Annotated in this window: 24 protein-coding genes, 2 pseudogenes and 2 riboswitches; of the genes and pseudogenes, 15 read left to right on the forward strand and 11 right to left on the reverse strand. The window is 70.8% G+C overall.

What is annotated here, in order from left to right; translation table 11 throughout:
• Nucleotides 1-67: 67 nt before the first annotated feature.
• On the forward strand, nucleotides 68-703 hold the full coding sequence (locus AC5Y43_RS17230; protein ID WP_499974369.1) for an NUDIX hydrolase: 636 nt from the start codon (nucleotides 68-70) through the stop codon (nucleotides 701-703).
• On the opposite strand, the gene thiE is transcribed toward AC5Y43_RS17230, so the two are convergent.
• On the reverse strand, nucleotides 675-1,352 hold the full coding sequence (gene thiE, locus AC5Y43_RS17235) for a thiamine phosphate synthase (RefSeq protein ID WP_499974371.1): 678 nt from the start codon (nucleotides 1,350-1,352) through the stop codon (nucleotides 675-677). The genes AC5Y43_RS17230 and thiE overlap by 29 nt on opposite strands.
• 31 nt (nucleotides 1,353-1,383) lie before the next feature.
• Nucleotides 1,384-1,494, forward strand: a riboswitch (TPP riboswitch).
• Here thiE and thiO point away from each other — a divergent pair.
• From thiO to AC5Y43_RS17255, 4 genes are all read left to right on the forward strand, one after another.
• Nucleotides 1,485-2,501, forward strand: a complete 1,017-nt coding sequence (gene thiO, locus AC5Y43_RS17240) for a glycine oxidase ThiO (protein ID WP_499974372.1) — start codon at nucleotides 1,485-1,487, stop codon at nucleotides 2,499-2,501. Its footprint overlaps the riboswitch before it by 10 nt.
• Nucleotides 2,498-2,695 carry a sulfur carrier protein ThiS gene (gene thiS, locus AC5Y43_RS17245; RefSeq protein WP_499974374.1) on the forward strand — a complete coding sequence of 66 codons (198 nt, stop codon included), beginning with the start codon at nucleotides 2,498-2,500 and terminating at the stop codon, nucleotides 2,693-2,695. The genes thiO and thiS overlap by 4 nt, the downstream gene beginning before the upstream one ends.
• A complete protein-coding gene (locus AC5Y43_RS17250; RefSeq protein WP_499974376.1) occupies nucleotides 2,688-3,455 on the forward strand; it encodes a thiazole synthase in 768 nt (255 codons plus the stop codon). The genes thiS and AC5Y43_RS17250 overlap by 8 nt, the downstream gene beginning before the upstream one ends.
• Complete coding sequence (locus AC5Y43_RS17255; protein ID WP_499974378.1) at nucleotides 3,452-4,219, forward strand: SGNH/GDSL hydrolase family protein; 768 nt, start codon at nucleotides 3,452-3,454, stop codon at nucleotides 4,217-4,219. The genes AC5Y43_RS17250 and AC5Y43_RS17255 overlap by 4 nt, the downstream gene beginning before the upstream one ends.
• Nucleotides 4,220-4,224: 5 nt before the next feature.
• Here the strand turns inward: AC5Y43_RS17255 and AC5Y43_RS17260 are convergent, their stop codons facing one another.
• Together AC5Y43_RS17260 and AC5Y43_RS17265 are read right to left on the reverse strand one after the other, a co-directional pair.
• Nucleotides 4,225-4,749, reverse strand: a complete 525-nt coding sequence (locus tag AC5Y43_RS17260; RefSeq protein WP_499974379.1) for a serine/threonine protein kinase — start codon at nucleotides 4,747-4,749, stop codon at nucleotides 4,225-4,227.
• An 89-nt stretch (nucleotides 4,750-4,838) separates the two neighbouring features.
• Entirely contained in the window at nucleotides 4,839-5,357 is a 519-nt protein-coding gene (locus AC5Y43_RS17265) for a serine/threonine protein kinase (protein ID WP_499974381.1), read from the reverse strand.
• Between the two features lie 314 nt (nucleotides 5,358-5,671).
• Here AC5Y43_RS17265 and AC5Y43_RS17270 point away from each other — a divergent pair, with 314 nt between their 5' ends.
• Genes AC5Y43_RS17270 through AC5Y43_RS17290 form a run of 5 tightly spaced genes read left to right on the forward strand, consistent with a single transcriptional unit; the run spans nucleotide 5,672 to nucleotide 10,929 of the window.
• Nucleotides 5,672-6,001, forward strand: coding sequence for a CD225/dispanin family protein (locus AC5Y43_RS17270; RefSeq protein ID WP_499974382.1), 330 nt, complete (start codon nucleotides 5,672-5,674; stop codon nucleotides 5,999-6,001).
• Nucleotides 5,958-6,404 carry a DUF2752 domain-containing protein gene (locus AC5Y43_RS17275; protein ID WP_499974384.1) on the forward strand — a complete coding sequence of 149 codons (447 nt, stop codon included), beginning with the start codon at nucleotides 5,958-5,960 and terminating at the stop codon, nucleotides 6,402-6,404. Before AC5Y43_RS17270 ends, AC5Y43_RS17275 begins: the two co-directional genes overlap by 44 nt.
• Before the next feature lie 11 nt (nucleotides 6,405-6,415).
• The gene (locus AC5Y43_RS17280) at nucleotides 6,416-7,915 is read left to right on the forward strand and encodes a M28 family metallopeptidase (protein WP_499974385.1); all 1,500 of its coding nucleotides are present in this window, start codon (nucleotides 6,416-6,418) and stop codon (nucleotides 7,913-7,915) included.
• Nucleotides 7,912-9,381 carry a M28 family peptidase gene (locus tag AC5Y43_RS17285; RefSeq protein WP_499974387.1) on the forward strand — a complete coding sequence of 490 codons (1,470 nt, stop codon included), beginning with the start codon at nucleotides 7,912-7,914 and terminating at the stop codon, nucleotides 9,379-9,381. The genes AC5Y43_RS17280 and AC5Y43_RS17285 overlap by 4 nt, the downstream gene beginning before the upstream one ends.
• A gap of 21 nt (nucleotides 9,382-9,402) precedes the next feature.
• The gene (locus AC5Y43_RS17290; protein ID WP_499974389.1) at nucleotides 9,403-10,929 is read left to right on the forward strand and encodes an HNH endonuclease signature motif containing protein; all 1,527 of its coding nucleotides are present in this window, start codon (nucleotides 9,403-9,405) and stop codon (nucleotides 10,927-10,929) included.
• 15 nt (nucleotides 10,930-10,944) lie between these two features.
• Here the strand turns inward: AC5Y43_RS17290 and AC5Y43_RS17295 are convergent.
• Nucleotides 10,945-11,152: pseudogene (locus AC5Y43_RS17295) on the reverse strand (adenylate/guanylate cyclase domain-containing protein); the annotation flags it as partial.
• 324 nt (nucleotides 11,153-11,476) lie between these two features.
• Here AC5Y43_RS17295 and AC5Y43_RS17300 point away from each other — a divergent pair.
• Nucleotides 11,477-12,955 (forward strand): neutral zinc metallopeptidase, encoded by a 1,479-nt coding sequence (locus AC5Y43_RS17300; RefSeq protein ID WP_499974391.1) that lies wholly within the window; start codon nucleotides 11,477-11,479, stop codon nucleotides 12,953-12,955.
• On the opposite strand, the gene AC5Y43_RS17305 is transcribed toward AC5Y43_RS17300, so the two are convergent.
• From AC5Y43_RS17305 to thiC, 5 genes are all read right to left on the reverse strand, one after another.
• Complete coding sequence (locus tag AC5Y43_RS17305) at nucleotides 12,943-13,245, reverse strand: hypothetical protein (RefSeq protein ID WP_499974392.1); 303 nt, start codon at nucleotides 13,243-13,245, stop codon at nucleotides 12,943-12,945. The genes AC5Y43_RS17300 and AC5Y43_RS17305 overlap by 13 nt on opposite strands.
• 69 nt (nucleotides 13,246-13,314) lie before the next feature.
• A complete protein-coding gene (locus AC5Y43_RS17310) occupies nucleotides 13,315-13,539 on the reverse strand; it encodes a hypothetical protein (protein WP_499974394.1) in 225 nt (74 codons plus the stop codon).
• 53 nt (nucleotides 13,540-13,592) lie between these two features.
• A complete protein-coding gene (locus AC5Y43_RS17315) occupies nucleotides 13,593-14,219 on the reverse strand; it encodes an alpha/beta hydrolase family protein (RefSeq protein ID WP_499974396.1) in 627 nt (208 codons plus the stop codon).
• Nucleotides 14,216-15,043 (reverse strand): bifunctional hydroxymethylpyrimidine kinase/phosphomethylpyrimidine kinase, encoded by an 828-nt coding sequence (thiD, locus tag AC5Y43_RS17320; protein ID WP_499974397.1) that lies wholly within the window; start codon nucleotides 15,041-15,043, stop codon nucleotides 14,216-14,218. Before thiD ends, AC5Y43_RS17315 begins: the two co-directional genes overlap by 4 nt.
• The gene (thiC, locus tag AC5Y43_RS17325) at nucleotides 15,040-16,668 is read right to left on the reverse strand and encodes a phosphomethylpyrimidine synthase ThiC (protein ID WP_499974399.1); all 1,629 of its coding nucleotides are present in this window, start codon (nucleotides 16,666-16,668) and stop codon (nucleotides 15,040-15,042) included. The genes thiD and thiC overlap by 4 nt, the downstream gene beginning before the upstream one ends.
• A riboswitch (TPP riboswitch) is annotated at nucleotides 16,662-16,772 on the reverse strand. (Overlaps the previous gene by 7 nt.)
• A gap of 129 nt (nucleotides 16,773-16,901) precedes the next feature.
• Between thiC and AC5Y43_RS17330 the strand changes: the two genes are divergently transcribed.
• Genes AC5Y43_RS17330 through AC5Y43_RS17340 form a run of 3 tightly spaced genes read left to right on the forward strand, consistent with a single transcriptional unit; the run spans nucleotide 16,902 to nucleotide 21,805 of the window.
• Nucleotides 16,902-17,570: a PAS and ANTAR domain-containing protein gene (locus AC5Y43_RS17330; RefSeq protein WP_499974400.1), complete on the forward strand. Its 669-nt coding sequence runs from the start codon at nucleotides 16,902-16,904 to the stop codon at nucleotides 17,568-17,570.
• 57 nt (nucleotides 17,571-17,627) lie between these two features.
• Nucleotides 17,628-17,990 carry an STAS domain-containing protein gene (locus AC5Y43_RS17335; protein WP_499974402.1) on the forward strand — a complete coding sequence of 121 codons (363 nt, stop codon included), beginning with the start codon at nucleotides 17,628-17,630 and terminating at the stop codon, nucleotides 17,988-17,990.
• The gene (locus tag AC5Y43_RS17340) at nucleotides 17,987-21,805 is read left to right on the forward strand and encodes a SpoIIE family protein phosphatase (RefSeq protein WP_499974404.1); all 3,819 of its coding nucleotides are present in this window, start codon (nucleotides 17,987-17,989) and stop codon (nucleotides 21,803-21,805) included. The genes AC5Y43_RS17335 and AC5Y43_RS17340 overlap by 4 nt, the downstream gene beginning before the upstream one ends.
• Here the strand turns inward: AC5Y43_RS17340 and AC5Y43_RS17345 are convergent.
• On the reverse strand, nucleotides 21,802-22,077 hold the full coding sequence (locus AC5Y43_RS17345) for a hypothetical protein (RefSeq protein WP_499974559.1): 276 nt from the start codon (nucleotides 22,075-22,077) through the stop codon (nucleotides 21,802-21,804). The two genes, AC5Y43_RS17340 and AC5Y43_RS17345, sit on opposite strands and share 4 nt — an antisense overlap.
• Between AC5Y43_RS17345 and AC5Y43_RS17350 the strand changes: the two are divergent.
• Nucleotides 22,027-22,215: pseudogene (locus AC5Y43_RS17350) on the forward strand (hypothetical protein); the annotation flags it as partial. The gene AC5Y43_RS17345 and the pseudogene AC5Y43_RS17350 overlap by 51 nt on opposite strands.
• Here the strand turns inward: AC5Y43_RS17350 and AC5Y43_RS17355 are convergent.
• Complete coding sequence (locus tag AC5Y43_RS17355; protein ID WP_499974406.1) at nucleotides 22,127-26,590, reverse strand: cation-translocating P-type ATPase; 4,464 nt, start codon at nucleotides 26,588-26,590, stop codon at nucleotides 22,127-22,129. The pseudogene AC5Y43_RS17350 and the gene AC5Y43_RS17355 sit on opposite strands and share 89 nt — an antisense overlap.
• Nucleotides 26,591-26,595: the final 5 nt, after the last annotated feature.

Consider the following 26,595-nt stretch of genomic DNA (forward strand, 5'->3'; position numbering starts at 1 on the left):
AAGAGAATGTGGGGGCAGATGTGGGGAGGCGACCCAATTGGCGCGGTCGCCTGCCTATCCTGAACCGGTGCAGGGCGACGGTGACGGGTGGGTGGTATCCGACGGCGGCGCTCATTATTGGGGCCGCTTCGGCGCGGCCGGTCTGCTCTTGCGCGCGCCCCGGCCCGACGGCACGCCCGCGGTGCTGTTGCAGCATCGCGCGGTGTGGAGCCACCAGGGCGGCACCTGGGGCCTGCCGGGCGGCGCCCGGGACAGCCACGAAACCCCCGAGCAAACCGCGGTCCGCGAGGCGCACGAGGAGGCCGGCCTGCTTTCCGAGCTGCTGACCGTGCGGGCGACGGTGGTCACCGCCGAGGTCTCCGGGCTCGGCGGCGCGCACTGGACCTACACCACCGTCGTCGCCGACGCGGCCGAGCCGCTGGACACCGTCCCCAACCGGGAGAGCGCCGAGATGCGCTGGGTCGCCGAGAGCGAGGTGGCCGAGCTGCCGCTGCATCCCGGCTTCGCGGCCAGCTGGCAGCGGCTGCGCACCGCGCCGGCGCTGGTGCCGCTGGCCGACGGCGACGAGCGGCGGCAGCACCTGCCGCGCACGATCGAGATCGAGGCCGGGGTCTTCGTGTGGTGCATGCCCGGCAATCCGCCTCAGGCCGACGAGACGCCGCTGAGCCCCCGGATCAGCTCGCTGCTGCAAGCGCTGAACTGAGCCGCTGCGCCGCGGCCCGCGGGTCCTCGGCCGCGGTGATCGCCCGCACCACCACGACCCGCCGCGCGCCGGCCTCGAGCACATGGGGCAGCCGCCCGGCGTCGATGCCGCCGATCGCGAACCACGGCTTGTCGGCGGCGATTCCGGCCGCCGCCCGGACGAGGTCCAGGCCCGGCGCGGGGCGGCCCGGTTTGGTCGGGGTGGGCCAGCAGGGGCCGACGCAGAAATAGTCGGCTGCGCCGCGCGCGGCGGCGCCGACCTGGCCGGGGTCGTGGGTGGACAGGCCGAGCAGCGTGTCCGGCCCGACGATGTCGCGCGCCGCCCGCAGCGGCAGGTCGCCCTGGCCCAGGTGCAGCACGTCGGCGCCGGTCACGCGGGCGATGTCGGCGCGGTCGTTGACCGCGAACAGGGCTTTGTGCCGGCGGGCGGCCTCGGCGAGGATCTCGCAGGCGGCCAGCTCGTCGCGCGCCTCGAGCGGCCCGAACCGCCGCTCGCCCGCCGAGCCCTTGTCGCGCAGCTGGACGATGTCGACCCCGCCCGCCAGGGCGGCGTCGACGAATCCGGCCAGGTCCCCGCGCTCCCGGCGCGCGTCGGTACACAGGTACAGCCTGGCTGTTGCGAGACGGGCTGCTAGACCGGGTAGGTGCACACCGCGACGCTAGCGCGCTAGCGTGGGACGGGTAGCAGAGCACGGGAGTCTCGAACGAGCGGGGACTGAGAGTGGGCGCGCGGCCCTTACCGTCGAACCTGATCCGGGTCATGCCGGCGAAGGGAGCAGAGGATGATGTCGATGGCCGGCTCGGTCGCTGTCATAGGCGGCGGCGTCATCGGGCTGTCCGTGGCGCGCCGGGCCGCACAGGCCGGCTGGTCGGTGCGGGTGCACCGCACCGGCGAGCCGGGCGCCTCCTGGGTGGCCGGCGGCATGCTCGCCCCGCACAGCGAGGGCTGGCCCGGTGAGGAGCGGTTGCTGCGCCTGGGGTGCGAGTCGCTGCGGCTGTGGCGCGAGGGCGGCTTCACCGACGGGCTGCCGCCGGGGGTGGTGACCGCCCGCGAGTCGCTGGTGGTGGCCGTCGACCGCGCCGACGTCGCCGACTTGCGCACCGTCGCCGACTGGCTGTCCGGCCAGGGCCATCCGGTGGTGTGGGAGCCGGCCGCCCGCGACGTGGAACCCCTGCTGGCCCAAGGCATCCGGCACGGTTTTCGGGCGCCCACCGAGCTGGCGGTGGACAACCGCGCCGTCCTCAACGGCCTCGGCGCGGCCTGCGAGCGGCTCGGCGTCGAGTGGGCGGATCCCGTGCACGACCTGCACCGCGTCGAGGCCGACGCGGTGGTGATCGCCAACGGCATCGACGCGCCGTCGCTGTGGCCGGGCCTGCCGGTGCGCCCGGTGAAGGGCGAGGTGTTGCGCCTGCGCTGGCGCAAGGGATGTATGCCGTTGCTGGGCAGGGTGATTCGCGCCCGCGTGCACGGACGGCAGGTGTACCTGGTGCCGCGCGCCGACGGGGTGGTCGTCGGCGCCACCCAGTACGAACACGGACGCGACACCGCCCCGGTGGTCTCGGGCGTGCGCGACCTGCTCGACGACGCGTGCGCGGTGGTGCCGGCGCTGGGCGAGTACGAGCTGGCCGAGTGCGCCGCCGGGCTGCGCCCGATGACGCCCGACAACCTGCCCCTCGTGCAGCGCCTGGACGGGCGGACCCTGGTGGCGGCCGGCCACGGCCGGTCCGGTTTCCTCCTGGCGCCCTGGACTGCCGAACAGATTGTGTCCGAACTGGTCCCGGTGGGAGCCCACGCATGATCGTCACCGTCAACGAGCAACGGGTCGAGGTCGACGAGCCGACCACGGTCGCGGCGCTGCTGGAATCGCTGGGGTTTCCGGACCGGGGCATCGCGGTGGCGATGGACCTGTCCGTCCTGCCGCGATCGGCTTGGGCCACAAAGCTTTTCGATGGCGCAAGGCTAGAGGTGGTGACGGCGGTGCAAGGTGGCTGATTCCAAACTGACGATCGCCGATCGCAGCTTCGCCTCGCGGCTCATCATGGGCACCGGCGGCGCGACGAACCTGGCGGTGCTCGAGGAGGCGCTGATCGCGTCGGGCACCGAGCTGACCACGGTGGCGATCCGGCGCATCGACGCCGAGGGCGGCACCGGGCTGCTGGACCTGCTCAACCGGCTGGGCATCACACCGCTGCCCAACACCGCGGGGTGCCGCGGCGCGGCCGAGGCGGTGCTCACCGCGCAGCTGGCGCGCGAGGCGCTCAACACCAACTGGGTCAAGCTCGAGGTGATCGCCGACGAACGCACGCTGCTGCCCGACGCGGTCGAATTGGTCCGCGCGGCAGAGCAATTGGTCGACGACGGGTTCGTGGTCCTGCCCTACACCAATGACGACCCTGCGCTGGCCCGCCGGCTCGAGGACGCCGGCTGCGCGGCGGTGATGCCGCTGGGCGCCCCGATCGGCACCGGCCTGGGCATCACCAACCCGCACAATATCGAGATGATCGTCGCGCGCGCCGGCGTCCCGGTGGTGCTCGACGCCGGCATCGGCACGGCCAGCGACGCCGCGCTGGCGATGGAGTTGGGCTGCGACGCCGTCCTGTTGGCGACCGCGGTGACCCGCGCCGCCGACCCGCCGGCGATGGCCGCCGCGATGGCGGCCGCCGTCACCGCGGGCCAGCTGGCGCGGCGCGCCGGTCGGATCCCCAAGCGGTTCTGGGCGCAGGCGTCCAGCCCGGCGCTTTCGAAGGAATGAAACGCTATGTCGCCCTGGGCAGTTCGATGGCCGCCGGTCCCGGCATCCGGCCGGGCGCGGCGGGTGCCCCGCGGTGGTCGGGCCGGTCGTCCCGCAACTACCCGCACCTGGTGGCCGAACGCCTGAAGCTCGAGCTGGTTGACGTCACCTTCTCCGGCGCGACCACCGCCCACGTCCTCGCCGAGCACCAGCGCGGCAGCCCGCCGCAGATCGACGCGCTGGCCGGCTCGGAAAGCGTGGTCACGGTGACCATCGGCGGCAACGACGTCGGCTACGTACCGCTGTTGATGGCCGCATCGCTGCCGCGCGCCGTGCGGCGCCTGCCGCTGCTGGGGCAGCGCATCTCCGGCCTGCTGGGCCGCGACGCCCGCGAGCGGGCCCTAACCGACGTGTTCGATGCGCTGTGTGCGGTCGGGACCGCAATACGTCAGCGCGCCCCGGACGCACGGGTTTTCTTCGTGGACTACCTCACGATCCTGCCCCCCGCGGGCGCACCGGCTCCGCCGCTGCGCGACGCCGATGCCGAGCTGGGCCGCCACGTCGCGGCCACCCTGGAACGCCACACCGCCGAGGCGGCCGCGGCAACCGGCTGCGAGATCGTCGGCGCCGCCGCCGCGAGCCGGCACCATCACGCGTGGTCGGCCGAGCCGTGGACGACCCTGCCCGCGCGCTACGGCGTGCCGCTGCCGGGGCGGCCCGCGCCGGTGCATCCCAACGCCGCCGGGATGCGCGCGGTCGCGGATTTGGTTGTCGCGCAGCTATAAGCGGGTCAGCCGTTGGTGCGCCACCATTGGTAGAGCGCGTTGACGTCGGTGTTGGACGCGCGGATGTGGCTCAACACGTTCTTGGCGTCGGTGGTCCAGGTGATCACCGCCGCGTTCTTGTACGTTCCGCACGCCACCTGTCCGGCCGTCTGACCGTTACTGCCCTGGTGCCAGGTGCCCGGCGACTGACCGTTGTCCCCGCACGGGCTCAACGACACGCCGTTGATCCCGGAGGTGAACGCGGCGCCCAGGTCGCTGCCGTTGTTGAACAGCTGGTAGACGCCGGCGGCCGGTCCGTTGTCGTCGGGGCTTTGCCCGCAATCGAGCTCGGCCAGCACGGGGCCGGACAACTGGGCCGGCTGACAATTGTTGAGGCCGTAGCCCTTCGACAGCACGCCGGCCAGCGTGTTGACGTCCGCCGAGCTGCCGGTGCCGGGGTCCGCGGCTGCCGTGGCCGCGCCCACCAGGGCCGAACCGCTCATGAGGGCCACCGCCGTCGCGGCGCGAAGCGCACTTCTCAGAGGGAACATTTCGAACTCCTTTGTTGTGTCGGAAAACCAAACATAACCAGCAGATTCGGGCTGCGGCAGCCAAATGCGATGTGGCCCAGCCGGATACGCTAGCCGTTGGCGCGCCACCACTGGTAGAGCGCCGGGACATCGGTGTTGGGCCCGCGGATGAGGCCCAAGACGTTCTTGGAGTCCGTCGTCCAAATGATCTCGGCGGCATTCTGGTACGTGCCGCACGCCACCGATCCCGAGTTTGCGCTGTTGCCCTGGTGCCAGGTCGTCGGGGATTGGCCGCTGTCCCCGCAGGCGGTCAGGATGTCGTCCTTGATGCTGGTCTTGAACGAGGCGGCCAAATTGTCGGCGTTGCCGAACAGGATGTACCTGGCCTGGACGGGTCCGCCGGGATCGGGGCTTTGCCCGCAGGCGAGCACGGCCAGCTCACCGGCGTCGAGGTTTCCGGGGTTGCAGTTGTTGAGGCCGTAGCCCTTCGACAGGGACCCGGCCAGCGTGTTGACGTCGGCAGGATCGCCGGTGGGGTCCGCCGTCGCCGTGGCGGCGCCGGCGAATGCGAAACCAGCCGCGAGCACGGTGGCCGCCGCCGCGCGCGGCGCCTTGATGAGATGAGGCATCGTTGGCTCCTAACGTCGAACCGTTAAATGGATCGTAGGGCTATGTCCTGTCAATGCAACACATTCCGCTAGAAATTGTCTGTTTGAGCATCTTTTCGGCCGGAGGGCGAAATGTCGCCGCGATTCCGCGGCGGAGCCGCTTGATCGGCAAAGTAGTTGAAAACCAGCGATTCTCAAGCTCGTCGGGCCCGCGGCCAATGCCGGACGCGCTCGCCGCAAATGCGAATACGCGTGGAGATAGTGTCGTTCACACATGGCTCGGGTAGGGTAAGCACCGCCTCACGCCAGCTCAATTCTTTTCCCCTGGAGAATCCATGACAGCGCAGCCACCCCCGCCCGGATATCCGCCGCCACCGCCCGCCGGCCCGGCACCGAACAACAACTTGGTCTGGGCGATCTTGGCGACGTTGTTCTGCTTCCCGATCACCGGCATCGTGGCCATCGTGAAAGCGGCCTCGGTCAACGGATTGTGGGCGCAGGGCTTGCACGCCGAGGCGCAGGCGGCCGCCGCCAGCGCGAGGAAATGGGTCATCTGGTCGGTCGTCATCTGGGCCATCTGGGTTGTCGTCCTGATCATCGTCTCGGTGGCGGGCGGTCTCGATGCGGGCACGACGAACGCGCTTTCCGCACTCACGACGTCCTGAGCGCGGGACGCTCGGCGCGCCGCTGCTGGTGGCCGCGTCCGCCGCGCTGGTCTGCGCCGCCACCTGGGCGGGCGATCCGACGACGCCGGGCGGCCCGCTGCCCGTGTGTCCGACCAAGGCGCTGTTGGGCATCGACTGCCCAGGCTGCGGGAGCGCGCGGATGCTGTATTCGCTGATGCACGGCGACGTGGGGGCGGCAGCCAGGTTCAACGCGCTGGGCCTTGTGGCGCTGGGGTTGTTGGTCTGGGCGTACGCGGCGTGGACCTACGGCCGCGTGACCGGCCGGCGGATCCGGGGCTGGCAGCACCAGCGGTGGTCGGCGACGGTCGCGCTGGTGTTGGTGGCGGTCTGGTTTGTGGTGCGTAACATTCCTTTTGCGCCATTCAGCGCGTTATATGTCTAACCTGGGGCGCGATGGTGAAAAAATCGCGGACGATCCCGGCGGTTCTCGCCGCCATCGCCCTTACCGCATTCCTGGCCGGCTGCTCGCATCGCTGCCCTGACGCGCAACCGGCGACTGCCAACCCCGCCGCGGCCTCGTTCGCCACCGCGCTGCACGACAAGGTCACGGTCGACGCGATGATGGCGCACCTGTCGAAACTCCAGGACATCGCCAACGCCAACAACGGCAACCGCGCCGTGGGTTCCCCCGGCTACGAAGCCAGCGTCGACTACGTGGTGGATACGTTGCGCAACAGCGGGTTTGACGTGCAGACGCCCGAATTCGCGGCGCGGGTGTTTCACGGCGACAAACCGGTGGTGACCGTCGGCGGCGCGACCGTGGAGGCGCGACCGCTGGAATTCAGCCGCGGCACCCCGCCCGACGGGGTGAGCGGGCCACTGGTCGCGGTGCCGCCGGGGGACAGCCCGGGCTGTAAGCCCTCCGATCTGGACGGGCTGCGGGTGCAGGGCGCGGTGGTGCTGGTGGACCGCGGCACCTGCCCGTTCGCCCAGAAGGAGGATGCCGCGGCGCAGCGGGGCGCCGTCGCGATGATCGTCGCCGACAACGTCGACGAGCAGCAGATGGGCGGCACCCTCGGCGCCGACACCGACGTGAAGATCCCGGTGGTCAGCGTCACCAAATCCGTCGGGATCCAGCTGCGCGGACAACCCGGACCGACCACGATCAAGCTCAACGCGAGCGTCCAAACGTTCAAGGCGCGCAACGTCATCGCGCAGACCAAGACCGGCTCGCCCACCGATGTGGTGATGGTGGGGGCGCACCTGGACAGCGTGCCGGAGGGTCCGGGCATCAACGACGACGGGTCTGGGGTGGCCGCCGTGCTGGAAACCGCGGTACAGCTGGGTAACTCGCCCCAGGTGCACAACGCGGTGCGGTTCGGCTTCTGGGGTGCCGAGGAACTCGGGCTGATCGGGTCGCGCAACTACGTCGAGTCGCTGAGCCTCGATGGGCTGAAAGACATTGCGCTGTACCTGAACTTCGACATGCTCGCCTCCCCGAACCCCGGCTACTTCACCTACGACGGCGACCAATCGCTGCCGATGGATGCGCGCGGCCAGCCCGTGGTGCCGGAGGGCTCGGCCGGCATCGAGCGGGTCCTGGTGGCCTATCTGAAGTCGGCCGGCAAGACGGCGCAGGACACCTCGTTCGACGGCCGTTCGGACTACGACGGATTCACGCTGGCCGGTATCCCGGCCGGCGGCCTGTTCTCCGGCGCCGAGGTCAAGATGACTCCCGAGCAGGCCAAGCTGTGGGGCGGAACCGCCGACCAGCCGTTCGATCCCAACTACCACCAAAAGGGCGACACCCTCGATCACATCGACCGTGCCGCTCTGGGCATCAACGGCGCCGGCGTTGGTTACGCGGTGGCGTTGTACGCGCAGGACATTGGCGGCCGTAACGGCGTTCCGGTCCTGGCGGATCGCACCCGCCACGTCCTCGCCAAGCCATGAGCCGTCGGCTGGGCGCGGCGCTGCTGCTGATCGGCCTGCTGGCGGGATGCTCCGGGTCGCACCGGGCGGCCCCGGCTGGGCCCCCGGACCTCGGACGGAGCCTGGCCGCAAAGGTGACCGCGGACCGGCTGGTCGCCCACCTGCGTGCGTTGCAGGACATCGCCAATGCCAACCACGGCAACCGCGCAGACGGCACGCCGGGCTACGACGCCAGCCTGGAGTATGTGACGAAAGCGTTGCGGGACAGGGGTTTCAAGGTATCGACTCCACAGTTCGACCGGCTCCTCGCCGTGTCGCCGGGCAAGCCCGCGCTGACGGTGGCGGGCCGCAGCTATCCAGTCGACCAGGCCTCGCTGCTGGTGCGGACACCGCCCGGCGGCCTGACCGGGCCGCCGGTCCGGCCGGTGCGGCCGTCGGGCTGCGCACCCGGCGACTACCCGGCCGCGGTGCCCAAGGGCGCCATCGCCGTCGTCGACGACACGGGCTGCTCGGTGGTCGACAAGCAGAACAGCGCCGTGACCAAGGGCGCGGCCGCGCTGATCGTGCTCAGTACGCCGGCCGGGCAGGGCGCCCCGCCGACGCTGTTCGGGCCCGGCTACTTCAAGCAACTGCGCGTGCCGGTGGCCGTCGTCGGCGGCAGCGGCGCCGCCGCGCTGGCGCACGACACCGCGCCCGTCCGCCTGGTGCTGGACGCGGAGAACGCCAAGATCACCTCGCGAAACGTGCTGGCGCAGACCGAAACCGGCTCCCCGCGCGACGCGATCGTGGTCGGCGCGCATCTCGACGGACCGCGCGGTGGCCCGGGCATCAACGACAACGGGACCGGCGTCGCCGCGGTGCTGGAAACGGCGCTGCAACTTGGGCCGCTGGCCCCGGTGAACAACGCGGTGCGGTTCGCGTTCTGGGGCGCCGACGAGGACGGAATCAACGGCGCCATGGACTACGTCTTCGGCATGGACGCCGATCAGCTCAACGACGTCGCAATGTATTTGGACTTCACCATGATCGGTTCGGCCAACGCCGGCTACTTCACCGACGACGGCGACCAGTCCGGTCCACCGGGGGCCGGGATCGCCTTCGGCGACGTGCCCGACGGCTCGGCCGGCATCGAGCGGACCTTGGGCGCCTACCTGTACCAGTCCGGGAAGCGGCCCGCCGACATGCCGTTGAACACCATGACCGACTACCACCCCTTCATGGTCGCGGGCGTGCCGATCGGCGGTCTGGCCGCGGGGTCGACGCAGACGAAAACCACCGTGCAGGCACGACTCTGGGGCGGCCAGGCCGGTATCCCTTTCGACCCCAACTACCAGAGCGCGCGGGATACCGTCGACGCCGTCAACCGGGAGGCGTTGGCGATCATGGGTTCCGCCGCGGCGTTCGCGGTGGGCACCTATGCCGAGTCGATCGGCGGCGCCAACGGCGTCCCGCCGCACGACAAGCGGCACCGCACCCGGGTGTCGTAGGAACCTGGTAGACTCGAACGTATGTTCGATGGATCTGGTACCGGTTCGCCCGCTGAGGTGATCGCGCGCTTCGACGAGGAGTTTGAGCGTCGCTATCCGTCGAAGACAGTGGAGTCGGCGGCGTTGGTCAATCGGATCGCGGCGGCGGCGCGCGCGGAGAATCGGGAGGCCGCGGCGCAGCTGGTGGCGATCGGGGAGTTGTTTCGCTATCGGCTCTCGCGCTGTTCGGAGGACGAGGATTGGGCGATCGACACCATGGAGGCCGTCGCCGCGGAAGTGGGTGCGGCGTTGCGGATCAGCCAGGGCCTGGCGGCCAGCCGGTTGCGCTATGCGCGGGCGATGGGTGAGCGCCTGCCGCGGGTGGCTGATGTGTTTCGCGCCGGCGATATCGATTTGCGGTTGTTTCAGACGGTCGTGTATCGCACCGATCTGATCGTGGATCCCGACGTGCTGGCCAACGTTGATGCGCAGTTGGCGGCGAATGTGGCGCGCTGGCCGTCGATGACCCGGGGCCGGCTGGCCGGGCAGGTGGACAAGATCGTGGCCACCGCGGATCGCGATGCGGTGCGCCGGCGCAAGGAGCGCCAGGTTGATCGCGAGGTCTGGATCGGTGATGTCGGTGAGGGTTTGGCCGACATCAGCGGCACCCTGTTCAGCGTCGATGCCCACGCCCTGGACCAGCGCCTGGACGCCTTAGCGGCCACGGTGTGCGGCCATGATCCGCGCACCCGCGATCAGCGCCGCGCCGATGCGCTGGGCGCGTTGGCCGCCGGCGCTGATCGGCTCGGCTGCCGCTGCGCGCGCACCGATTGCACCGCCGGCGCCCGCCGCGCGGCCGGGCCGGTGGCCATCCACGTGATCGCCGACCCGGCCACGATCGAGGGTCGCGGCGACACCCCGGGATCGGAGTGGGGTGCTGATGGGTTGATCCCGCCGGAGGTGGTGGCCGAGTTGGCCAAGTCGGCCACGCTGATGCCGCTGTTTCACCCGTGCGACGCCCCGCCGGAGAACGGGTATGCGCCGTCGAAGGCGTTGGCCGATTTCGTGCGGTGCCGGGATTTGACGTGCCGCTTTCCCGGCTGTGATGCGCCCGCGGCGAAGTGCGAGCTGGACCATACGATCCCCTATGCCCAGGGCGGGCCCACCCATGCCGCCAATCTCAAGTGCTACTGCACGCTGCATCACTTGATCAAAACGTTCCTGGGCTGGAGTGAAAAGCAGCTGGCCGATGGGACGCTGATCCTGACCGCCCCGTCCGGGCACACCTATGTCACCACCCCGGGCAGCGCGCTGCTGTTCCCGAGTCTGTGCCGCGCCGTCGGGGGCATGCCCGCCCCCGAAGCCGACACCGAGCCCCAGGATTACTGCGGGCAGCGCACCGCGATGATGCCGCGTCGCCGGCGCACCCGCGCCCAAGACCGCGCCACCCGCGTCGCCACCGAACGCCACCACAACCGCGAGGCCCGCCTGGCCCGCCGGGTCGCCTGGCCCAGCTACTTTGATCCCGTCCCACCCGGCACCGACGACGACGAGCCGCCGCCATTTTGATTGCCGGGCAACGCTTTACGCGGAGGCGGCAGCGAACAGACGCCAGTCGCCGGGGACACCCTTGAGCGGGTGAGTGCCGCGGTCTTCGAATTCGGGTCCTGATCCGATCACCAGGTCGCGCAGCGTGCTGGACACGAGCACCTCGTTGGGGCCTGCAGGGCGCTCACCCGCCGATATGCACGCCGATGCCGCCGATGTCGTCGCCGCGGACCTCGCACTCGCCTGGTGAACGGGGGACAGACGAGCACGATGTCACGGTCGCCCTCGGCCGACGCGCGGTAGGCGACGCGCAAATCCCCGTTCATCGCATAGCGCGTCTCGGAGAACATTGCGGAAGTGTAGGCCGAATAGCCACCGAAACGACACAGCCATTTGACGCTAATCGTGAGGATATTCGGGCACCACAAATTCACGGTTTGAATACCAGCGCGCCCGTTGGTGTTTCGCCTTGAGTGACCATTGAGCGCACGCGCGCACGGTGCCGTAATCCTCTGCTGTCGTTTGGGCTGTCAGAGTTAGCCAAGGCATCTAGAATGAGAGCCCTTCGATGCTGCCTTGCAGCCCGGCCGGGATGAGGTCTGTCATGAGTCGACGTCTGCGGGTGGCGATCGCCTGCGCGGGGGCGGTACTCGTCGTGGCCGGGTGCACCACCATGGTCGACGGGCGCGCCCTCTCGATGCTCAATGACCCGTTCCGGGTCGGCGGGCTGCCGGCGGCCAACGGCCACAGCGGGCCTCGCTCGAACGCGCCGGGGGCCACCGGCACGGTGGTCAACACCAACAACGGGCCGATCGACAAGCTGTCGTTGCTCTCGGTCAACGACATCGAGGAGTACTGGAAGTCGGAATACAGCCAATCGCTGAAGGGCACCTTCGTTCCGGTCGGCAAGATCGTCTCCTACGACTCGGAGGATCCGCGCAGTCCGATCATTTGCCGCAACGACACGTACAAGCTCGCCAACGCCTTCTTCAGCTCGCGCTGCAACCTGATCGCCTGGGATCGCGGCGTGTTCATGCCCGTCGCGCAACGCTATTTCGGGGACATGTCCGTGACGGGGGTGTTGGCGCACGAGTTCGGGCACGCCCTGCAGCAGATGGCGAAGCTGGTGACCAGGAGGGACCCCACCATCGTCCGCGAACAGCAGGCCGATTGCTTCGCGGGCGTCTACCTGTTCTCGGTGGCCGACGGTAAGTCACCGCGCTTCACGCTGAGCACCGCCGACGGCCTCGACCACGTGCTGGCCGGCATCATCACCACGCGCGACCCGGTCGAGGATTCCGATACCGTCAACGACGACGAGCACGGGTCGGCCCTGGATCGGATCAGCGCCTTTCAGATGGGCTTCATCAATGGCGCCTCGGCGTGCGCGGGCATCGACAAGCAGGAAATCGAGCAGCGCCGCGGCGACCTGCCGACCGCCCTGCGGATCGATTCGACCGGCGACCCGGAGACCGGTGAGGTCACCATCGACGAAGACACGTTGTCCACGCTGATGGAGCTCCTCGGGAAGATCTTCTCCCCGGCGAACCCGCCGACGTTGTCCTACCAGACGACCGGTTGCCCCGACGCCCGGCCCAGCCCGCCGGCGTCGTACTGCCCGGCCACCAACACCATCGCCGTGGAGCTGCCCGCGCTGGCTAAGGCGGGCAAGGTCGCCGCGGAGAACGAGCGCACGCTGCCCCAGGGCGACGACACCGCCCTGTCGATGGTGATGTCGAGGTACGCGCTGGCCGTGCAGCATGACCGCGGCATGCCGATGCAGAGCCCGTGGACCGCGCTGCGGACCGCGTGCCTGACCGGTGTCGTGCACCGCAGGATGGCCGAGCCCATCGAGCTGCCCTCGCAAAAGCAGCTCGTGCTGACCGCTGGTGACCTCGACGAAGCGGTGTCCGGGCTGCTCACCAATCACCTGGTCGCCAGCGACGCCGACGGCACCAGCGTGCCGGCCGGTTTTACCCGGATCGCCGCCTTCCGGGGCGGCGTGGCCGGCAACATGGACGCCTGCTACTCGCGCTATCCGGGATAGCTCACATCCGCGCGGGCGGATGGTGACTCGCGCACCCAGCCGACCAGGAACGCGGTTACCAGCAGCCAGCCGATGGCGACCGAAGGGATCGCCCAGGCGCGACGCAGCAACAGCGCGTTCTCGCATTTGTCGGCCACCGCACCGCCGTCGAGCTGCGGCACCTTGGCGGTGAAGCCGTTGCCGCACTCGATGGGGAAGCCATACGCGTCGTGTTGATCGAGGGCGACCGGGAACCACAGCGCTGCCAGCCCGATGAGCGCCAGCACCACGCCCGCCACCCCGAGAAGCATCCGGCGATTGTCCACGGCTGTCGCATCCCCCCAGTTATGTAAACGGTCGATGTTCCCTAGAGGCGAGTCTCAGGTCATGCAGACGTTGGCGAACAGCAGCACCGGCCACGACACGATCGACCCGAGGAACGACACCGCAAGGTCGACCCCGTGCAGCTGGTGCAGGTGCTCGGTGTGCGTCGTCGACCAGATGGTCCCCACCAGCAGGTACGGCGTGCCGAGGATGATCCCGATGGCCATCAGCTGGGCGATGCTGAGCCGGAACTCGAGCACTTGGCGAAGTTTCTCCAACATGTGCAATCCCCCTCGGCCGGGCCAAGGGGTGGCCCCGCCAAGTGGTGATTATGTTAATGGAGATTCTGCCCCAGTCGCAATGCCGCGTCGACCGCGAGCGCGGGAACGTCGAGGGTCTTCGAGCGCAGATCGTGGCGAGCGCCGGCGACCTCGACGACCTCGGTCGGCGCGTTGATCAGGGCGGCGGCGTCGCGCAGCTCGCCGGGCGTGCCGAACGGGTCCGACGTTCCGTGGGTGAACACGGTCGGCACCGTGATGTCGGGCAGGTGCTCGGTGCGGGGGCGCTCCGGCTTGCCCGGCGGATGCACCGGGTAGGAGAACAGCGTCAACAGATCCACGGGGGCCTCGCCCCCCGCGACCACCATGGAGGTCTGGCGCCCGCCGTAGGAGTGGCCGCCGGCGATCAGCGGGCCGCCGGCGAGGCCGCGGCACAACGCGATCGCCTCGACGATCCCCGCGCGGTCGGCGGCCGCCGAGCCGGACGGCGGACCCTTGGGCCGGCTCCGCCGGTACGGCAGGTTGTAGCGCACCACGAGAAACCCGCGTCGCGCCCACTCGTCGCAAACCTGTTGCAGCAGCGGCGATTCCCGGTCACCGCCGGCACCGTGGGTCAGCACCACGACGCCGGATGGCGTGCCGGACGGTTCGTGGGCGACACCGGCGATCTGGTCCAGGTTCATGACAGCCGGAACAGCGGTGAGACCGGGCCGTGGCCGTGGCCCAACGGGTAAGCGGCGCGCAGGGATTCGGTGACCCACCGCTTTCCGAAGCCGACCGCGTCGGGCACGGAGAAGCCGTGCGCCAGCGCGCAGGCGACCGCCGACGCCAGCGTGTCCCCGCCGCCGTGGTCGTTGCCGGTGGCGATCCGCTTGGCGTCGAACTCGCGCCAGGAGGCGCCGTCATACAGCAGGTCGCAGCTGCGCCCGGACGAACGCAGGTGCCCGCCCTTCACCAGCACCCACTCGGGGCCCAGCGCGTGCAGCGCCTCGGCCGCCGCGCGCTGCGAAGCCGAGTCGACGACGTCGATATCCACCAGCAGCCGCACCTCGTCGAGGTTCGGCGTCACCAGGGTCGCCAGCGGAAACAGTTGACCGCGAAGCGAATCCAGGGCCGAGGCCGCCAGCAGCGGGTCGCCGTGCATGGACGCGCACACCGGGTCGACGACCAGCGGGACCGTCAACTGCAGCCGGTTCCAGGCGGCGGCTACCGCGCCGATGATGGTCGCCGACGCCAGCATCCCGGTCTTGGCGGCCTGAACGCCGATGTCGGTGACCACGGCCTCGATCTGCCCCGCGACCACGTCGGGAGGCACCTCGTGAAAGCTTTTGACCCCCACCGTGTTCTGCACGGTCACCGCGGTGACCGCGACGCACGCGTGCACGCCCAGCAGCGCCATGGTGCGCATGTCGGCCTGGATGCCCGCGCCGCCGCCCGAGTCCGATCCGGCGATGGTCAGCACGCGCAACGGCGTGTTGCCCGCCGGCGGGACAGGCAGGAACGTCACTGCGTCAGCGGCAGATACACCCGGTTGCCGTGCTCGGCGAACTCGCGCGACTTGTCCGCCATACCCTCAGCCATGGCGGCCTCGATCGCCTCCTCGCTGTCGAGGCCGTGCGCCGCCGCGTAATCGCGAACGTCCTGGGTGATCCGCATCGAGCAGAACTTCGGCCCGCACATCGAGCAGAAGTGGGCGGTTTTGGCGGGCTCGGCCGGCAGCGTCTCGTCGTGGAATTCCCGCGCGGTGTCGGGGTCCAGCGACAGCGCGAATTGGTCGTTCCAGCGGAACTCGAAGCGCGCGGTCGACAGGGCGTCGTCGCGCTCCTGGGCGCGGGGGTGCCCCTTGGCGAGGTCGGCGGCGTGGGCGGCGATCTTGTAGGCGATCACCCCGTCCTTGACGTCCTTGCGGTCGGGCAGCCCGAGGTGTTCCTTGGGGGTCACGTAGCACAGCATCGCGGTGCCGGCCTGGGCGATGATGGCCGCGCCGATCGCGGAGGTGATGTGGTCGTAGGCCGGGGCGATGTCGGTGGCCAGCGGGCCCAGCGTGTAGAACGGGGCCTCCTCGCACAGCTCCTCTTCGAGCCGCACGTTCTCCACGATCTTGTGCATCGGGACATGCCCGGGCCCCTCGATCATCACCTGTGCGCCATGGGCTTTCGCGATCCCCGTCAGCTCGCCCAGGGTCCGCAGCTCGGCGAACTGGGCAGCGTCGTTGGCGTCGGCGATCGAGCCCGGCCGCAGCCCATCGCCGAGCGAGAAGGTGACGTCGTAGCGCGCGAAGATGTCGGCCAGCTCGTCAAAGTGCGTGTACAGGAACGACTCCCGGTGATGGGCCAGGCACCAGGCCGCCATGATCGACCCGCCGCGGGACACGATCCCGGTGACTCGCTTGGCGGTCAACGGCACGTACCGCAGCAGCACGCCGGCGTGCACGGTCATGTAGTCCACGCCCTGCTCGCACTGCTCGATCACGGTGTCGCGGTAGATCTCCCACGTCAGCTCCGTCGGGTCACCCTTGACCTTCTCCAGCGCCTGATAGATCGGCACCGTGCCGACCGGAACCGGCGAGTTGCGCAGGATCCATTCGCGGGTCTCGTGGATGTTCTTGCCGGTGGACAGGTCCATGATGGTGTCGGCGCCCCAGCGGGTGGCCCACACCATCTTGTCGACCTCCTCGGCGATCGAGCTCGTCACCGCCGAGTTGCCGATGTTGGCGTTGACCTTCACCGCGAACGCCTTGCCGATGATCATCGGCTCGCTCTCGGGATGGTTGTGGTTGGCCGGGATCACCGCGCGGCCCCGGGCGACCTCGTCGCGCACCAGTTCGGCGGGCATGCCCTCGCGGGCGGCGATGTACGCCATCTCGGCGGTGATCTCGCCGGCGCGGGCCCGCTGCAACTGGGTGCCGCGGTCGCGGACCACGCCGGGACGCGCCGGCAGCCCGGACGTCAGGTCGATCACCGCGTCGGGATCGGTGTAGGGCCCCGAGGTGTCGTAGAGGTCGAAGTGGTCTCCCGTGGACAGGTTCACGCGCCGGAACGGCACGCGGGCACCCCCGCCCAGCTCGAGGTAGGCCTTGCTGCTGCCGGCGATCGGTCCGGTGGTTACCGACGGCTCGATGGTTACGGTCATTTGTGTCATCTCCCTACGCCGGCATTACCCGGTCAGGTTCCTACGGTCGACGGCCCCGAGCCGTCCTCTCAGCGCACTCGGCGTGCGCTCCCGCGTCTGAATTTGTTGGTCGGATGGTCCGCACGCGACGTTACCCCAGAAAGCCGGAATAACGACGGTGGCCCGGAATACCCGCGTGATGGCAGGATGCAAACGTGCCACAGCCCACGAGCAGGGGCGCGGTGAAACCGGCCGTGAACCTCCCTCAGCCGCCCACCCCGGCCGAGTTCCCCAACGTCGGCGCCTTCCGGTTCTGGTTCGTCGGTCAACGCTGGGAGTGGTCCGATGAGGTGGCCCGGATGCACGGCTACGAACCGGAAAGCGTGGTGCCGACGACCAAACTGCTGCTGTCGCACAAACATCCCGACGACCGCGCGCACGTCCAGGACTTGCTCGACTACGCCCTGCAGTCGGAGGAATCGTTCTCCAGCCGGCACCGTTTCCTCGACACCAAGGGCGACGTGCACGACGCGATCGTGGTGGCCGACCGGATGCTCGACGACTCCGGCGTGGTGGTGGGCACGGCCGGTTACTACATCGACCTCACCCACACCTTCGACGAAGCCCGCGACGAGACGCGTCAGGAAGTGCTCGACGAGGCCCTGCCGGAGCTGTTCGAGAACCGCGCCGCGATCGAGCAGGCCAAGGGCGTGCTGATGTACGTCTACCGGATCAGCGCCCAGCAGGCCTTCCGGGTCCTGCAGTGGCGGTCCCAGGAGGCCAACGTCAAGCTGCGCGCGCTGGCAAAGCAATTACTCGCCGAAGTCTCGACGCTGACGGCCCCGACGGCCGCCACCCAAAATCAGTTCGATCATTTGCTGCTGACCGTGCACGAACGGATTCCGCCCGACCCGTCCGGGTAGGAATAGGCTTCGAAACACTCTTTCCTGGGCATTCTGCGCATCGTGGCGGTGAAAGGCATGCAATTGTTGGCCGTTGATCACGAGTCCCGTGAGGACGCCGTACTGGTCCGCGTCAAGGGTGATGTCGACTCCAGCACCGTCGACCAGCTCACCCCCCACCTGGCCGCCGCGCTGCAGGTGGCCGCCAAGCACCCGGCCCGGCTGGTGGTCGTCGACCTGACGCCGGTGACCTTCTTCGGCAGCGCCGCCCTGAACGCGGTGCTCGACTGCCACGAGTCGGGGCAGGCAACCGATACGCCGGTTCGCCTGGTGGCCGACCACGACGTGGTGCTGCGGCCGATCCAGGTGACCGAGCTGGATCGCATCCTCGAGGTGTACCCGACCCTGTCGGACGCGGTGCAGCGCGACCGACAGCGATGAGCGCGCTGCCCGCCGACCTGGCCGCCGCGGTCGAGCTGGGCGGGGAGATGGGCCGCCGGTTTGCCGAATTCGATTGGTCCGCCCATCCTTTGGGCCCGCCGGAAAACTGGCCCAGCGAATTCCGCGCGGCGGTCGTGACGGCGCTGACATCGCGGTTCCCGATCGTGCTCTGGCTGGACGCGCGAAAGCTGTTCCTGGTCTACAACGACGCCTACATCTCGGCGCTGGCCGACAAGCACCCGGCCGCGCTGGGGAAGCCCGGGCGGGAGGTGTGGTGGGACATCTGGGATCAGATCAGCCCGATGCTGGAGGGCGTCGTCGCCACCGGCAAGGCCACCTGGTCCGACGACCTGCTGCTCACCATGGTGGTGGAGGGCCGGCGGCGGGACCGCTTCTTCACCTTCACCTACGGCCCGCTGGTCAGCGGCGCGGGCGGCGTCTCCGGGATTTTCTGTGCGGTCAGCGAGACCACCGAGCGGGTGCTGGGAGAGCGGCGCCTGCATCTGCTGAACGCGGTGGCGTCCGCGGTCCTGGAAACCCGGAGCATCGACGACGCGGTGGACGCGGCCGTGCAGGTGTGCGGACCCGAACGCGCGGACCTGCCGTTCATCGCCGTCTACGTCGCCGACGCGGACGGCGACGTCACGTTGCGGGGCGCGACGGCGCAGGCGCGGCCGGTTCTGCCGCGCTCGCTCGCCGGGCTGATCGAGTCCGACCCGGCGTCGTGGTCACGCACGGACGCGCACGAAATCGATGACATCGCGTCGGCGGTGCCCGCGCTCGGGGAAGCCCTGGGTGAGCGGTGCCCCGAGCGGGCGCTGGTGTTGCCGCTGGGCGAGGGCACTCCCGTGGCGCTGGTCGTCGGGATCAATCCGCGCTGCCCGCTCGACGACCAGTACCGGGGCTTTTGCCGGCTGCTGGCCGACCAGCTGTCGTCCGCGTTCACGCAGATCGTCTCCTACGAACAGCAGCGGCAGCGCGCCGACGCGCTCGCCGAGCTGGACCGGGCCAAGACCGCGTTTTTGACCAACGTCAGCCACGAATTCCGCACGCCGCTAACGCTTCTGCTCGGGCCGCTGGACGACGCGCTGTCCGATGCGCCGCCGGACGGCGTGCTGGCGGACCGGCTGACCACGGCGGGCCGCAATGCGCGTCGCCTGCACCGGCTGGTCGACTCGCTGCTGGATTTTTCGCGCCTCCAAGCCGGCCGGGCAAACGCGAAATTGGTGCGCACCGACGTCGGCGCGCTCACGGAGCACATCGCGTTGTCCTTCACCGAACTGTGCCGGCGGGCGGGGCTCGAGCTCGTGTTGGACTGCGGACCCGCGCAGGCCGAGGTCGACCCGGGCATGTGGGAGACGGTCGTCCTCAACCTGCTGTCCAACGCGGTCAAATACACGCTGCGCGGCTCGATTTCGGTCGAGGTGCGTGCCGAAGCCGCGCATTGCCGAATGACCTTGCGGGACACCGGCGTTGGGATCGCCAGGGAGGACCTGGACCGCCTGTTCGAGCGCTTTTACCGGGCCGAGAACCTGCGCGGCCGCAGCGTGGAGGGCACCGGGATCGGGCTGTCGCTGGTGCGCGGGCTGGTCGAGCTGCAACGCGGAACGGTGGAGATCGACAGCGAACCGGATCGCGGCACCGCGGTCACCGTCCGGCTGCCGCTGTCGGTCGCGGGCCCGGCCGTCGAGCCGTCTCCCGCGGCGACGCCCGACGAGACCAACCCCTACGTGGCGGAGGCGTGGCAATGGGTGACGCCGGTCGCCGAGCCGGCCGCCGCGCACCCAGGACGTCAGTTGGTGCTGATCGCCGAGGACAACGCCGACATGCGCACCCACCTGGACCGGGTGCTGTCGACCCGGTGGGAAACGGTGGTGGTGGGCGACGGCCGGACGGCGTTGGCCGCGATCAGGCAGCTGCGCCCGGACGCGGTGGTGACGGACGTGATGATGCCGGGCCTCGACGGTTTCGACCTGCTGGCGACGATCCGCGCGGACCCCGCGCTGGCGGCCACCCCGGTCCTGATGTTGTCCGCCCGCGCCGGCGCGGAGGCCGTCGACGAGGGCTTCGCCGGCGGGGCCGACGACTACCTGCCGAAGCCGTTCCGGTCGCAGGAGTTGGTGGACCGGGTGGCGTCACGGCTGTCCGCGGTCGCCCGCGAGCGCGACCGCCAGGGACGGGAGGCGCAGCTCGAGCTGGTGCACCTCGACTCGGCGCTGCAGGCCACCGACTCGGTCGCGGGCATACTAACCGCCCTGCTCGAGTACCCAGGCGGACCGGGCGACGCCGACGCGGTGGGGATCGGCATCTTGGACACCGCGCAGCACGCCCGGTTCGAATACGCCGGCGACCTGCCCGCCGAAGTGCGCGACCGCTATCACGTGGTCGCGCTGGACGCGCCGCTGGTCGGCGCCGACGTAATCAGCGGCGGCGAGCCGATGGTCATTCCCGATACCTTCGACCTGCCACCGCGCTATCAGCACGCGGTGCGCACCACCGCGGACGACGTCCGCGCCTGCATCGCTCATCCGTTGCGGGACAACACCGGTCGCGTCGTCGGTGCGCTGCTGTTCCTATGGCGCACGCCGCGCCAGTTCGGCGCCGGCGACCTCGACACCTTCGCCCGGATGGCCGAGCTCAGCCAGGCGGCCCTGGACCGGGTCCGCGTCATGGCGCGCGAACACCAGATCGCCGTCGACTTCCAGGAGCACCTGCTCGACCTGGACCGCGGCTCGACCGCGGGCGTGGTGGCGGCCGTCTACCAGCCGGCCGGGGAAGCGATGCGGGTCGGCGGCGACTGGTATTCCGTCACCCCGCTGGGCCACGCCGGCCGGATCGGGATATCGGTCGGCGACGTCGTCGGGCACGGCCTGGCCGCCGCGATCGTGATGAGCAGGCTGCGCGCCGCGGTGGCCGCCTCGGCGCTCACCGCCGCCGAACCGGCCGCGGTGCTGGCCGCGCTGGACCGGTACGCGGCCAGCGTCACCGGCGCCCGCTGCGCGACCGTGGCCTACGCCCTCATAGACATAGGAACCGGTGCCGGCGGCGCCTCCGTGAGCTACAGCTGCGCGGGGCATCCGTACCCGCTGCTGGTTCCCCCCGACGGGGAGCCGGTCTACCTCGAGGCGGGCCGGCGGCCCCCGGTCGCGGTCCACGACGGGAACGGGGACGGAACGGCCGGCGCGACCGCGACGGCCGATCTGGCGCCGGGCGGCCTGATCCTGCTCTACACCGACGGACTCATCGAGCGGGCCGGCGAGACGCTCGACGACGGGTTCGCCCGCCTGAAGGCGGCGGCCGCCGGCTGCACCGACCTGCCGGTCGAATCGGTCTGCGCCGAGTTGCTGGCGCGAATGAGGCCGCCCGGCGGCTACAGCGACGACGTCGTGGTGCTCGCGCTGCGCCCGAGCCACGCGGCCGCGCGCAGCTTCACCACCGTGCTTCCCGCCGCGCCGGCGCAGATCCCCGTCGCGCGCCGGCAGCTACGCGGCTGGCTGGGCCGGGTGCCCGTCGACGCGCACCGCGAGCACGACATCCTGCTGGCGACCGGGGAGGCGGTCACCAACGCGATAGAACACGGCAGCCACAGCGAAGCCCGCAGAACCGTGTCGGTCGAGGCCTTCCTGCGCGACGAGACCGTCGCAGTCACCGTCAGCGACACCGGCCGATGGGTCGGCGACTCCTCGGCCAGCATGCGCGCCCAGCGTCGCGGGCGCGGGCTCACCATGATCGGTGGGCTGGCCGACCGCGTCGACACCGCGCGCACTGCCTCGGGCACCCGGGTGACGCTGGAGTTCGAGCGCGCCGCGCCCTAGGCCTCCTCCATCGCGTCGCCGAGTTCCTCCAGCAGCTTGTTGTGGTGGTTGCTCGCCAGGAGGTGCCCGGTGGCGATCACCAGGGCGACGGGCCAGTCGATGAGTTCCAGCGCGGCCAGCGCGGCCAGGCCGCCGTAGTAGGCCAGCTGCTCGGGCCGCGGAATCCCCAGCTGACCGAAAACCGGCAGGTTCACGGCGAAGGTCTCGCCTTCCCGGATTTTTTGCACCGCGTCGCGCTGGGACGTCCCCCGGCGAGCCTTCTTTTCTGCCATCATTTGCCTTCCGGTAACACAGGATTTGCCGCTCGGCCGGGTCGTGCGGTCACCGTGTGGAGTATGTCGAGGACCGAGGCCCTGACCGATCCGATGGTTTCGACGTTAGCCTCCCTGCTGGCCGTGCCGCTGCGGGAGCTTTACGCGCTGGCCTGGCGGGCGGGGCTGGTTGAGGTCGTCGAGCCTGCTCAGGCGGCTCGGATCGATCCCGGGCTTCGAACCGCGGTCCCACCACGGCCACGGCCACGGTCGCCGCAGCGGCGGCTCCCAGGCCCTGAACCCACCCGAACGGGCCAAGCGGCGTACAGCCGAGCAGCTGGCTGACCCCGGGAATGCTGATCAGCGTCCCCACAAAGGCGAGCGAGCCCGCCGCGGTCAGCACCACCATCGGGGCCTGCGACTCCAGCACCGTCTGGCCCAGCTCGGTGCCCACCAGCGCGACCAGAGCCACGGTGGACGCGCGCTGCGGGCGCCCGGTGACGCCGGCCATGGCCCACGCCGCCGTCGCCGCCGCCGCGGTCGTGACGCCGCGCACGGCCACGGCGTGCCACAGCGCGGGCTGATCGGCGCCGCGCAGGTTGGGGTCCACGGTGCCGCGCGGCTTGCTGACCGCCAGCGCCGCCGCCGGCAGCGCGTCGGTGAGCGTGTTGACCAGCAGCAGCTGGCGGGTGTTCAGCGGCGAGGTCCCCGTGATCGCGCTGCCGATGATCGCGAAGATCACCTCGCCGGCGTTGCCGCCGAGCAGCACCGACACCGCGGCCTGCACCCGCCGCCAGAGCTGGCGCCCCTCCTCGACGGCTTCCAGCAGCGCTTCGATGCGGCCGTCGACCAGGACCACATCGGCCACCAGGTGGGCGGGGTCGCTGCCGTGCGCGACCACGCCGATGCCGACCGTGGCCGCCCGGATGGCGGCGGCGTCGTTGGCCCCGTCGCCCACCATCGCGGTGCGCACCCCGGCGCTCTCCAGCGTCTGGACGACCTGGACCTTGTTCTCGGGTGTCATTCGCGCGAAGATCACGCGTTCGGTCACCACGCGCTCCTGTTCCTTGCGGGACAGCGAATCCCATTCCGCGCCGCTGATGACCTGACCGGCGGCCACCGGCAGGCCGAGCTCCTCGGCGATCGCCTTGGCGGTGATCGGGTGGTCGCCGGTGATCAGCTTGATGCCCACGCCCTGGGAGCGCAGGGTGCCGATCAGGCCGGCGGATTCCGCGCGCGGGGTGTCGGACAACCCGAGGAATCCCGTCAGCGTCAGCCCGTCTGTGCAGTACTCGGCGATGCGGTCGGGGTCGTCCCGGATCGCCCTGGCCTGTTGCGGGCTCAGCCGGCGCCGCGCCACCGCGATCACCCGCAACCCGCCGGCGGCCATGCCGGCGACGGTGCCGTCCATCTCGGCTGTGTCGCCGCACGCGGCCAGCACCACCTCGGGCGCACCCTTGACGGTCAGCTCGGGTCCGGTCGCCGAGGCCGAGAACGCCCGGCCGGAGCGGAACGGTAGGTGCGCGTTGGGAACGGCGCCGTTCGCCACCCCGGATTTTTCCGCCGCCTCGACGATGGCGACGTCGGTCGCGTGGGCCTGCGGGCCGCCGTTGGCTGCCGGGGCGGCGTGCGCCGCGCAGCGCAGCACCTCGGCTTCGGCGGCCTCCGAGACATGTGAAACGCCCGCCGCGGGACGGACCTCCGACACCCGCAGCCGGTTCTCCGACAGCGTCCCGGTCTTGTCGAAGCAGACCACCTCGATGCGGCCGAGCGCCTCGACCGAACGCGGAACGCGAACCAGCGCACCGAATTTCGTCAACCGGCGGGCCGACGCCGCCTGCGCCAGCGTCGCCACCAGCGGCATCCCCTCGGGGACCGCGGCCACGGCGATGGCGATCGCGCTGGACACCGCCTGCTGCAACCCGGTGCGGCGCAGCAGCCCGAGCGCGCCGACCGCCGCGCCGCCGGCGATGCTGACCGGTAGCGCCCGCGTGGTGAGCTGGCCCAGCTGGTGCTGCAGGCCGATGTCGGAGGACAGCTCCCCGGAGATGAGGTCGGCGGCGCGGCGCTGCTGGGTGTCGGCGCCCACCGCGGTCACCAGCGCGACCGCGGTGCCGGCCACCACGGTGGTCCCGGCGAACAGCATGCAGCGGCGCTCGGCGAGGGGGGTGCCGGGCGTGGCCTCGACCTGCTTGTCCACCGACAGCGACTCCCCGGTGAGCGTCGACTCGTCGACCTCGACGTCGATCTCCTCGATGATGCGGGCGTCGGCGGGCACCACCTCGTGCGTGCGCACCTCGATGACGTCGCCGGGCCGCAGCTGCGCGGCGTCGACGTCGGCGTAGGACCGTTGGCCGCCCGGGCCGCTGAGCACCCGGCGGGCCGGCGGAATCTGCAGCGCCAACAGGTGGCTCAGCCGCTTCTCGGCGCGCAGCCGCTGGGCCGCGGCGAGGATCGAGTTCCCGGTCAGCACCGTGCCCACCAGCACGGCGTCCACGGGGGAACCGAGGATCGCGCTGGCGGCCGAGCCGAGCGCCATCACCGGCGTCAGCGGGTCGGACAGCTCCGCGCGCACGGCCTTGGCCAGCTGCCAGATCGATTGCGCGAGCGACTCGTCCGGCTGCACGCCCGGATGGTAGGGCTGCGGGGCCGCCGCGGCCGAGTGGGGGTCGGGCAGGGCTTTGCGGACCTGCTCGACGGACATCGCGTGCCATTCGTGCGTGGCCGCCGGCCGTGGGGTGTCGGCGTTGAGGATTCCGCGCGCGAGCAGGTACCCCGACACCAGCCCGGCCGCCGCGCCGGCGTTGACCGTCTCGGACCCGAGATTGCCCCGCACGCCCGGGATCATGAACAGCGAGCCCATCGCGGTGGCGCCGGCCGAGATGCCGATGCCGCGCTGCACGGCCGTCCGCGCCGCCGGCAGCGCGTGCAGCACCCGCCAGGCGGCATCGAGCCCGGGCAGCAGCAGGTCGGCCTGCCAGGGCGGCGGGCCCTGGGCGGCCAGTACGCCCAGCGACAGGTTGGCGGACGAAAGCGCTTGCGCGCCGGCCGAAGACAGCACCGCCACGCTGCGGCCCGCTTGCTGCAGATCGGTGACCGCGCGCGCGAGCGCCTTGTCCAGCGCCTTGTCCGAGGACCCGTTCGTGGCGCCGCGCAGCGGGCGGATGTCGTCGAACGCGGGCCGCAGCTCGCCCAGCGAGTCGGTGTCGACCGTCACCAGCTCCGCCCCGCTGCGGTGCGCCTCGGCGACCACGGCCGAGGCCAACGGGTCGTGCGCGGAAAGCAAGAGCGCCTCGACCTTCGAACCCGGCTGCCCGTTGGACCCACCCGGTACCGGGCGCCAGCCGGGGGACAGCCCGTTTGTCTCCAGCATGAGCAGGGCGCGGTTCCACGCCGCGGACAGCTCGCGGTCCGCGGCGCCGCGGATGCGGGCCACCCGCAGGGTGCCGGTGCACAAGACCCGGGGATCGATGACGATCGCGTCGACCTTGTCCAGCCGGCGCAGGCTTTCCGGGCGCATCGGCAACACCGCGTGCCGCTCGGCCAGCCCCCGCGCCAGGGTGGTGGCGAACGCCTCCGGCGTGGTCCGGTTGGCCTTGGGCGCGGTGACCGCCACCGCGGTGGCCGCCATGTTCGGGTTGCGGGTGCCGGCGCCGAGCGCGCCGGCGCTGAGCGACTGCAGCAGGGCGAAGCGGCGCACGCTGCGCTCCATGCCCCGCGACGGCTGCGGGCGCGGCGACAGCCGGGCGGGCGGTTGGTCGGCGTGCCGGGCCAGCTCGGGCTCGTGGCGCTCCCAGGCCTGCGCCTCGGCGCGGACCTCGGCGGCCTTGAGCGACTGCATCGTCAGCCCGATCGCCAACGACGACAGCGACTGGGAGAAGGCCTGGCTGGTCGCGTGGGCCAGCGTGAGCACGGTGTCGGTGCCCGGCCCGCCGATGGCGTCCTCGAGCAGGCGGCGCAGCCAGGGCTGGTAGTCGAAGAACGTCAGGCTCGCGCCGACCACCGGCGGCAGCGGCGGGCGGCGCAACGCGCGGCCCGTGAGCGCGATGCCCAGCCCGGCGGCGTTGGCGGCCATCGTCAGTGCCCTGGTCGCCAGCACGACGCCGTCGCCGGGCAGGTTACCCACCGGTGTTGGTTTGTCTTCGCTTGTGCCGCAGGACCTTTCGGCTTCCCCGACCAGCCGGCACAGGTCCCGCAGCGACGTGTCGGGGTCGCCGATGGCGACGACGACACGCGACAGCGGATAGTTCAGGCTGGCCGATGTGACGCCGGGGTGGCCCCGGATCGCGTCGAGCACCGCCCGGCCGAGTTCACCGTCGGCGGCGTCGGCGAGGCCGCGCACCTCGATCCAGGCGCGGCTCGGCCCGCGCCAGCAGTGCCGGCTCAGCGCTTCGTGGGGCAGGTCGCCGGACAGCGCCCGGGCGCCTTCGCGCACGGGTATCGCGGCGATCTCGATGCCGGTCCTGGCGACCTGCAGACCCGCGGAGACAGCGCGCGCGGGCAGCGAACGTCTTATGAAAGTCGGGATGCTCAACAGTC

Source organism: Mycobacterium sp. NGS57 (assembly GCF_059812405.1).

What these genes read in the sequence shown, in the direction of transcription:
- AC5Y43_RS17300 (WP_499974391.1), top strand. Translation starts at nt 11,477, where the DNA reads ATGCTGCCTTGCAGCCCGGCCGGGATGAGGTCTGTCATGAGTCGACGT.
- thiO (WP_499974372.1), top strand. Translation starts at nt 1,485, where the DNA reads ATGATGTCGATGGCCGGCTCGGTCGCTGTCATAGGCGGCGGCGTCATC.
- AC5Y43_RS17275 (WP_499974384.1), top strand. Translation starts at nt 5,958, where the DNA reads ATGCGGGCACGACGAACGCGCTTTCCGCACTCACGACGTCCTGAGCGC.
- AC5Y43_RS17340 (WP_499974404.1), top strand. Translation starts at nt 17,987, where the DNA reads ATGAGCGCGCTGCCCGCCGACCTGGCCGCCGCGGTCGAGCTGGGCGGG.
- AC5Y43_RS17305 (WP_499974392.1), bottom strand. Translation starts at nt 13,245, where the DNA reads ATGCTTCTCGGGGTGGCGGGCGTGGTGCTGGCGCTCATCGGGCTGGCA.
- AC5Y43_RS17345 (WP_499974559.1), bottom strand. Translation starts at nt 22,077, where the DNA reads ATGGCAGAAAAGAAGGCTCGCCGGGGGACGTCCCAGCGCGACGCGGTG.
- thiC (WP_499974399.1), bottom strand. Translation starts at nt 16,668, where the DNA reads ATGACCGTAACCATCGAGCCGTCGGTAACCACCGGACCGATCGCCGGC.
- AC5Y43_RS17260 (WP_499974379.1), bottom strand. Translation starts at nt 4,749, where the DNA reads ATGTTCCCTCTGAGAAGTGCGCTTCGCGCCGCGACGGCGGTGGCCCTC.
- AC5Y43_RS17265 (WP_499974381.1), bottom strand. Translation starts at nt 5,357, where the DNA reads ATGCCTCATCTCATCAAGGCGCCGCGCGCGGCGGCGGCCACCGTGCTC.
- AC5Y43_RS17290 (WP_499974389.1), top strand. Translation starts at nt 9,403, where the DNA reads ATGTTCGATGGATCTGGTACCGGTTCGCCCGCTGAGGTGATCGCGCGC.
- AC5Y43_RS17310 (WP_499974394.1), bottom strand. Translation starts at nt 13,539, where the DNA reads ATGTTGGAGAAACTTCGCCAAGTGCTCGAGTTCCGGCTCAGCATCGCC.
- AC5Y43_RS17280 (WP_499974385.1), top strand. Translation starts at nt 6,416, where the DNA reads ATGGTGAAAAAATCGCGGACGATCCCGGCGGTTCTCGCCGCCATCGCC.
- AC5Y43_RS17285 (WP_499974387.1), top strand. Translation starts at nt 7,912, where the DNA reads ATGAGCCGTCGGCTGGGCGCGGCGCTGCTGCTGATCGGCCTGCTGGCG.
- thiS (WP_499974374.1), top strand. Translation starts at nt 2,498, where the DNA reads ATGATCGTCACCGTCAACGAGCAACGGGTCGAGGTCGACGAGCCGACC.
- AC5Y43_RS17315 (WP_499974396.1), bottom strand. Translation starts at nt 14,219, where the DNA reads ATGAACCTGGACCAGATCGCCGGTGTCGCCCACGAACCGTCCGGCACG.
- AC5Y43_RS17270 (WP_499974382.1), top strand. Translation starts at nt 5,672, where the DNA reads ATGACAGCGCAGCCACCCCCGCCCGGATATCCGCCGCCACCGCCCGCC.
- AC5Y43_RS17335 (WP_499974402.1), top strand. Translation starts at nt 17,628, where the DNA reads ATGCAATTGTTGGCCGTTGATCACGAGTCCCGTGAGGACGCCGTACTG.
- AC5Y43_RS17255 (WP_499974378.1), top strand. Translation starts at nt 3,452, where the DNA reads ATGAAACGCTATGTCGCCCTGGGCAGTTCGATGGCCGCCGGTCCCGGC.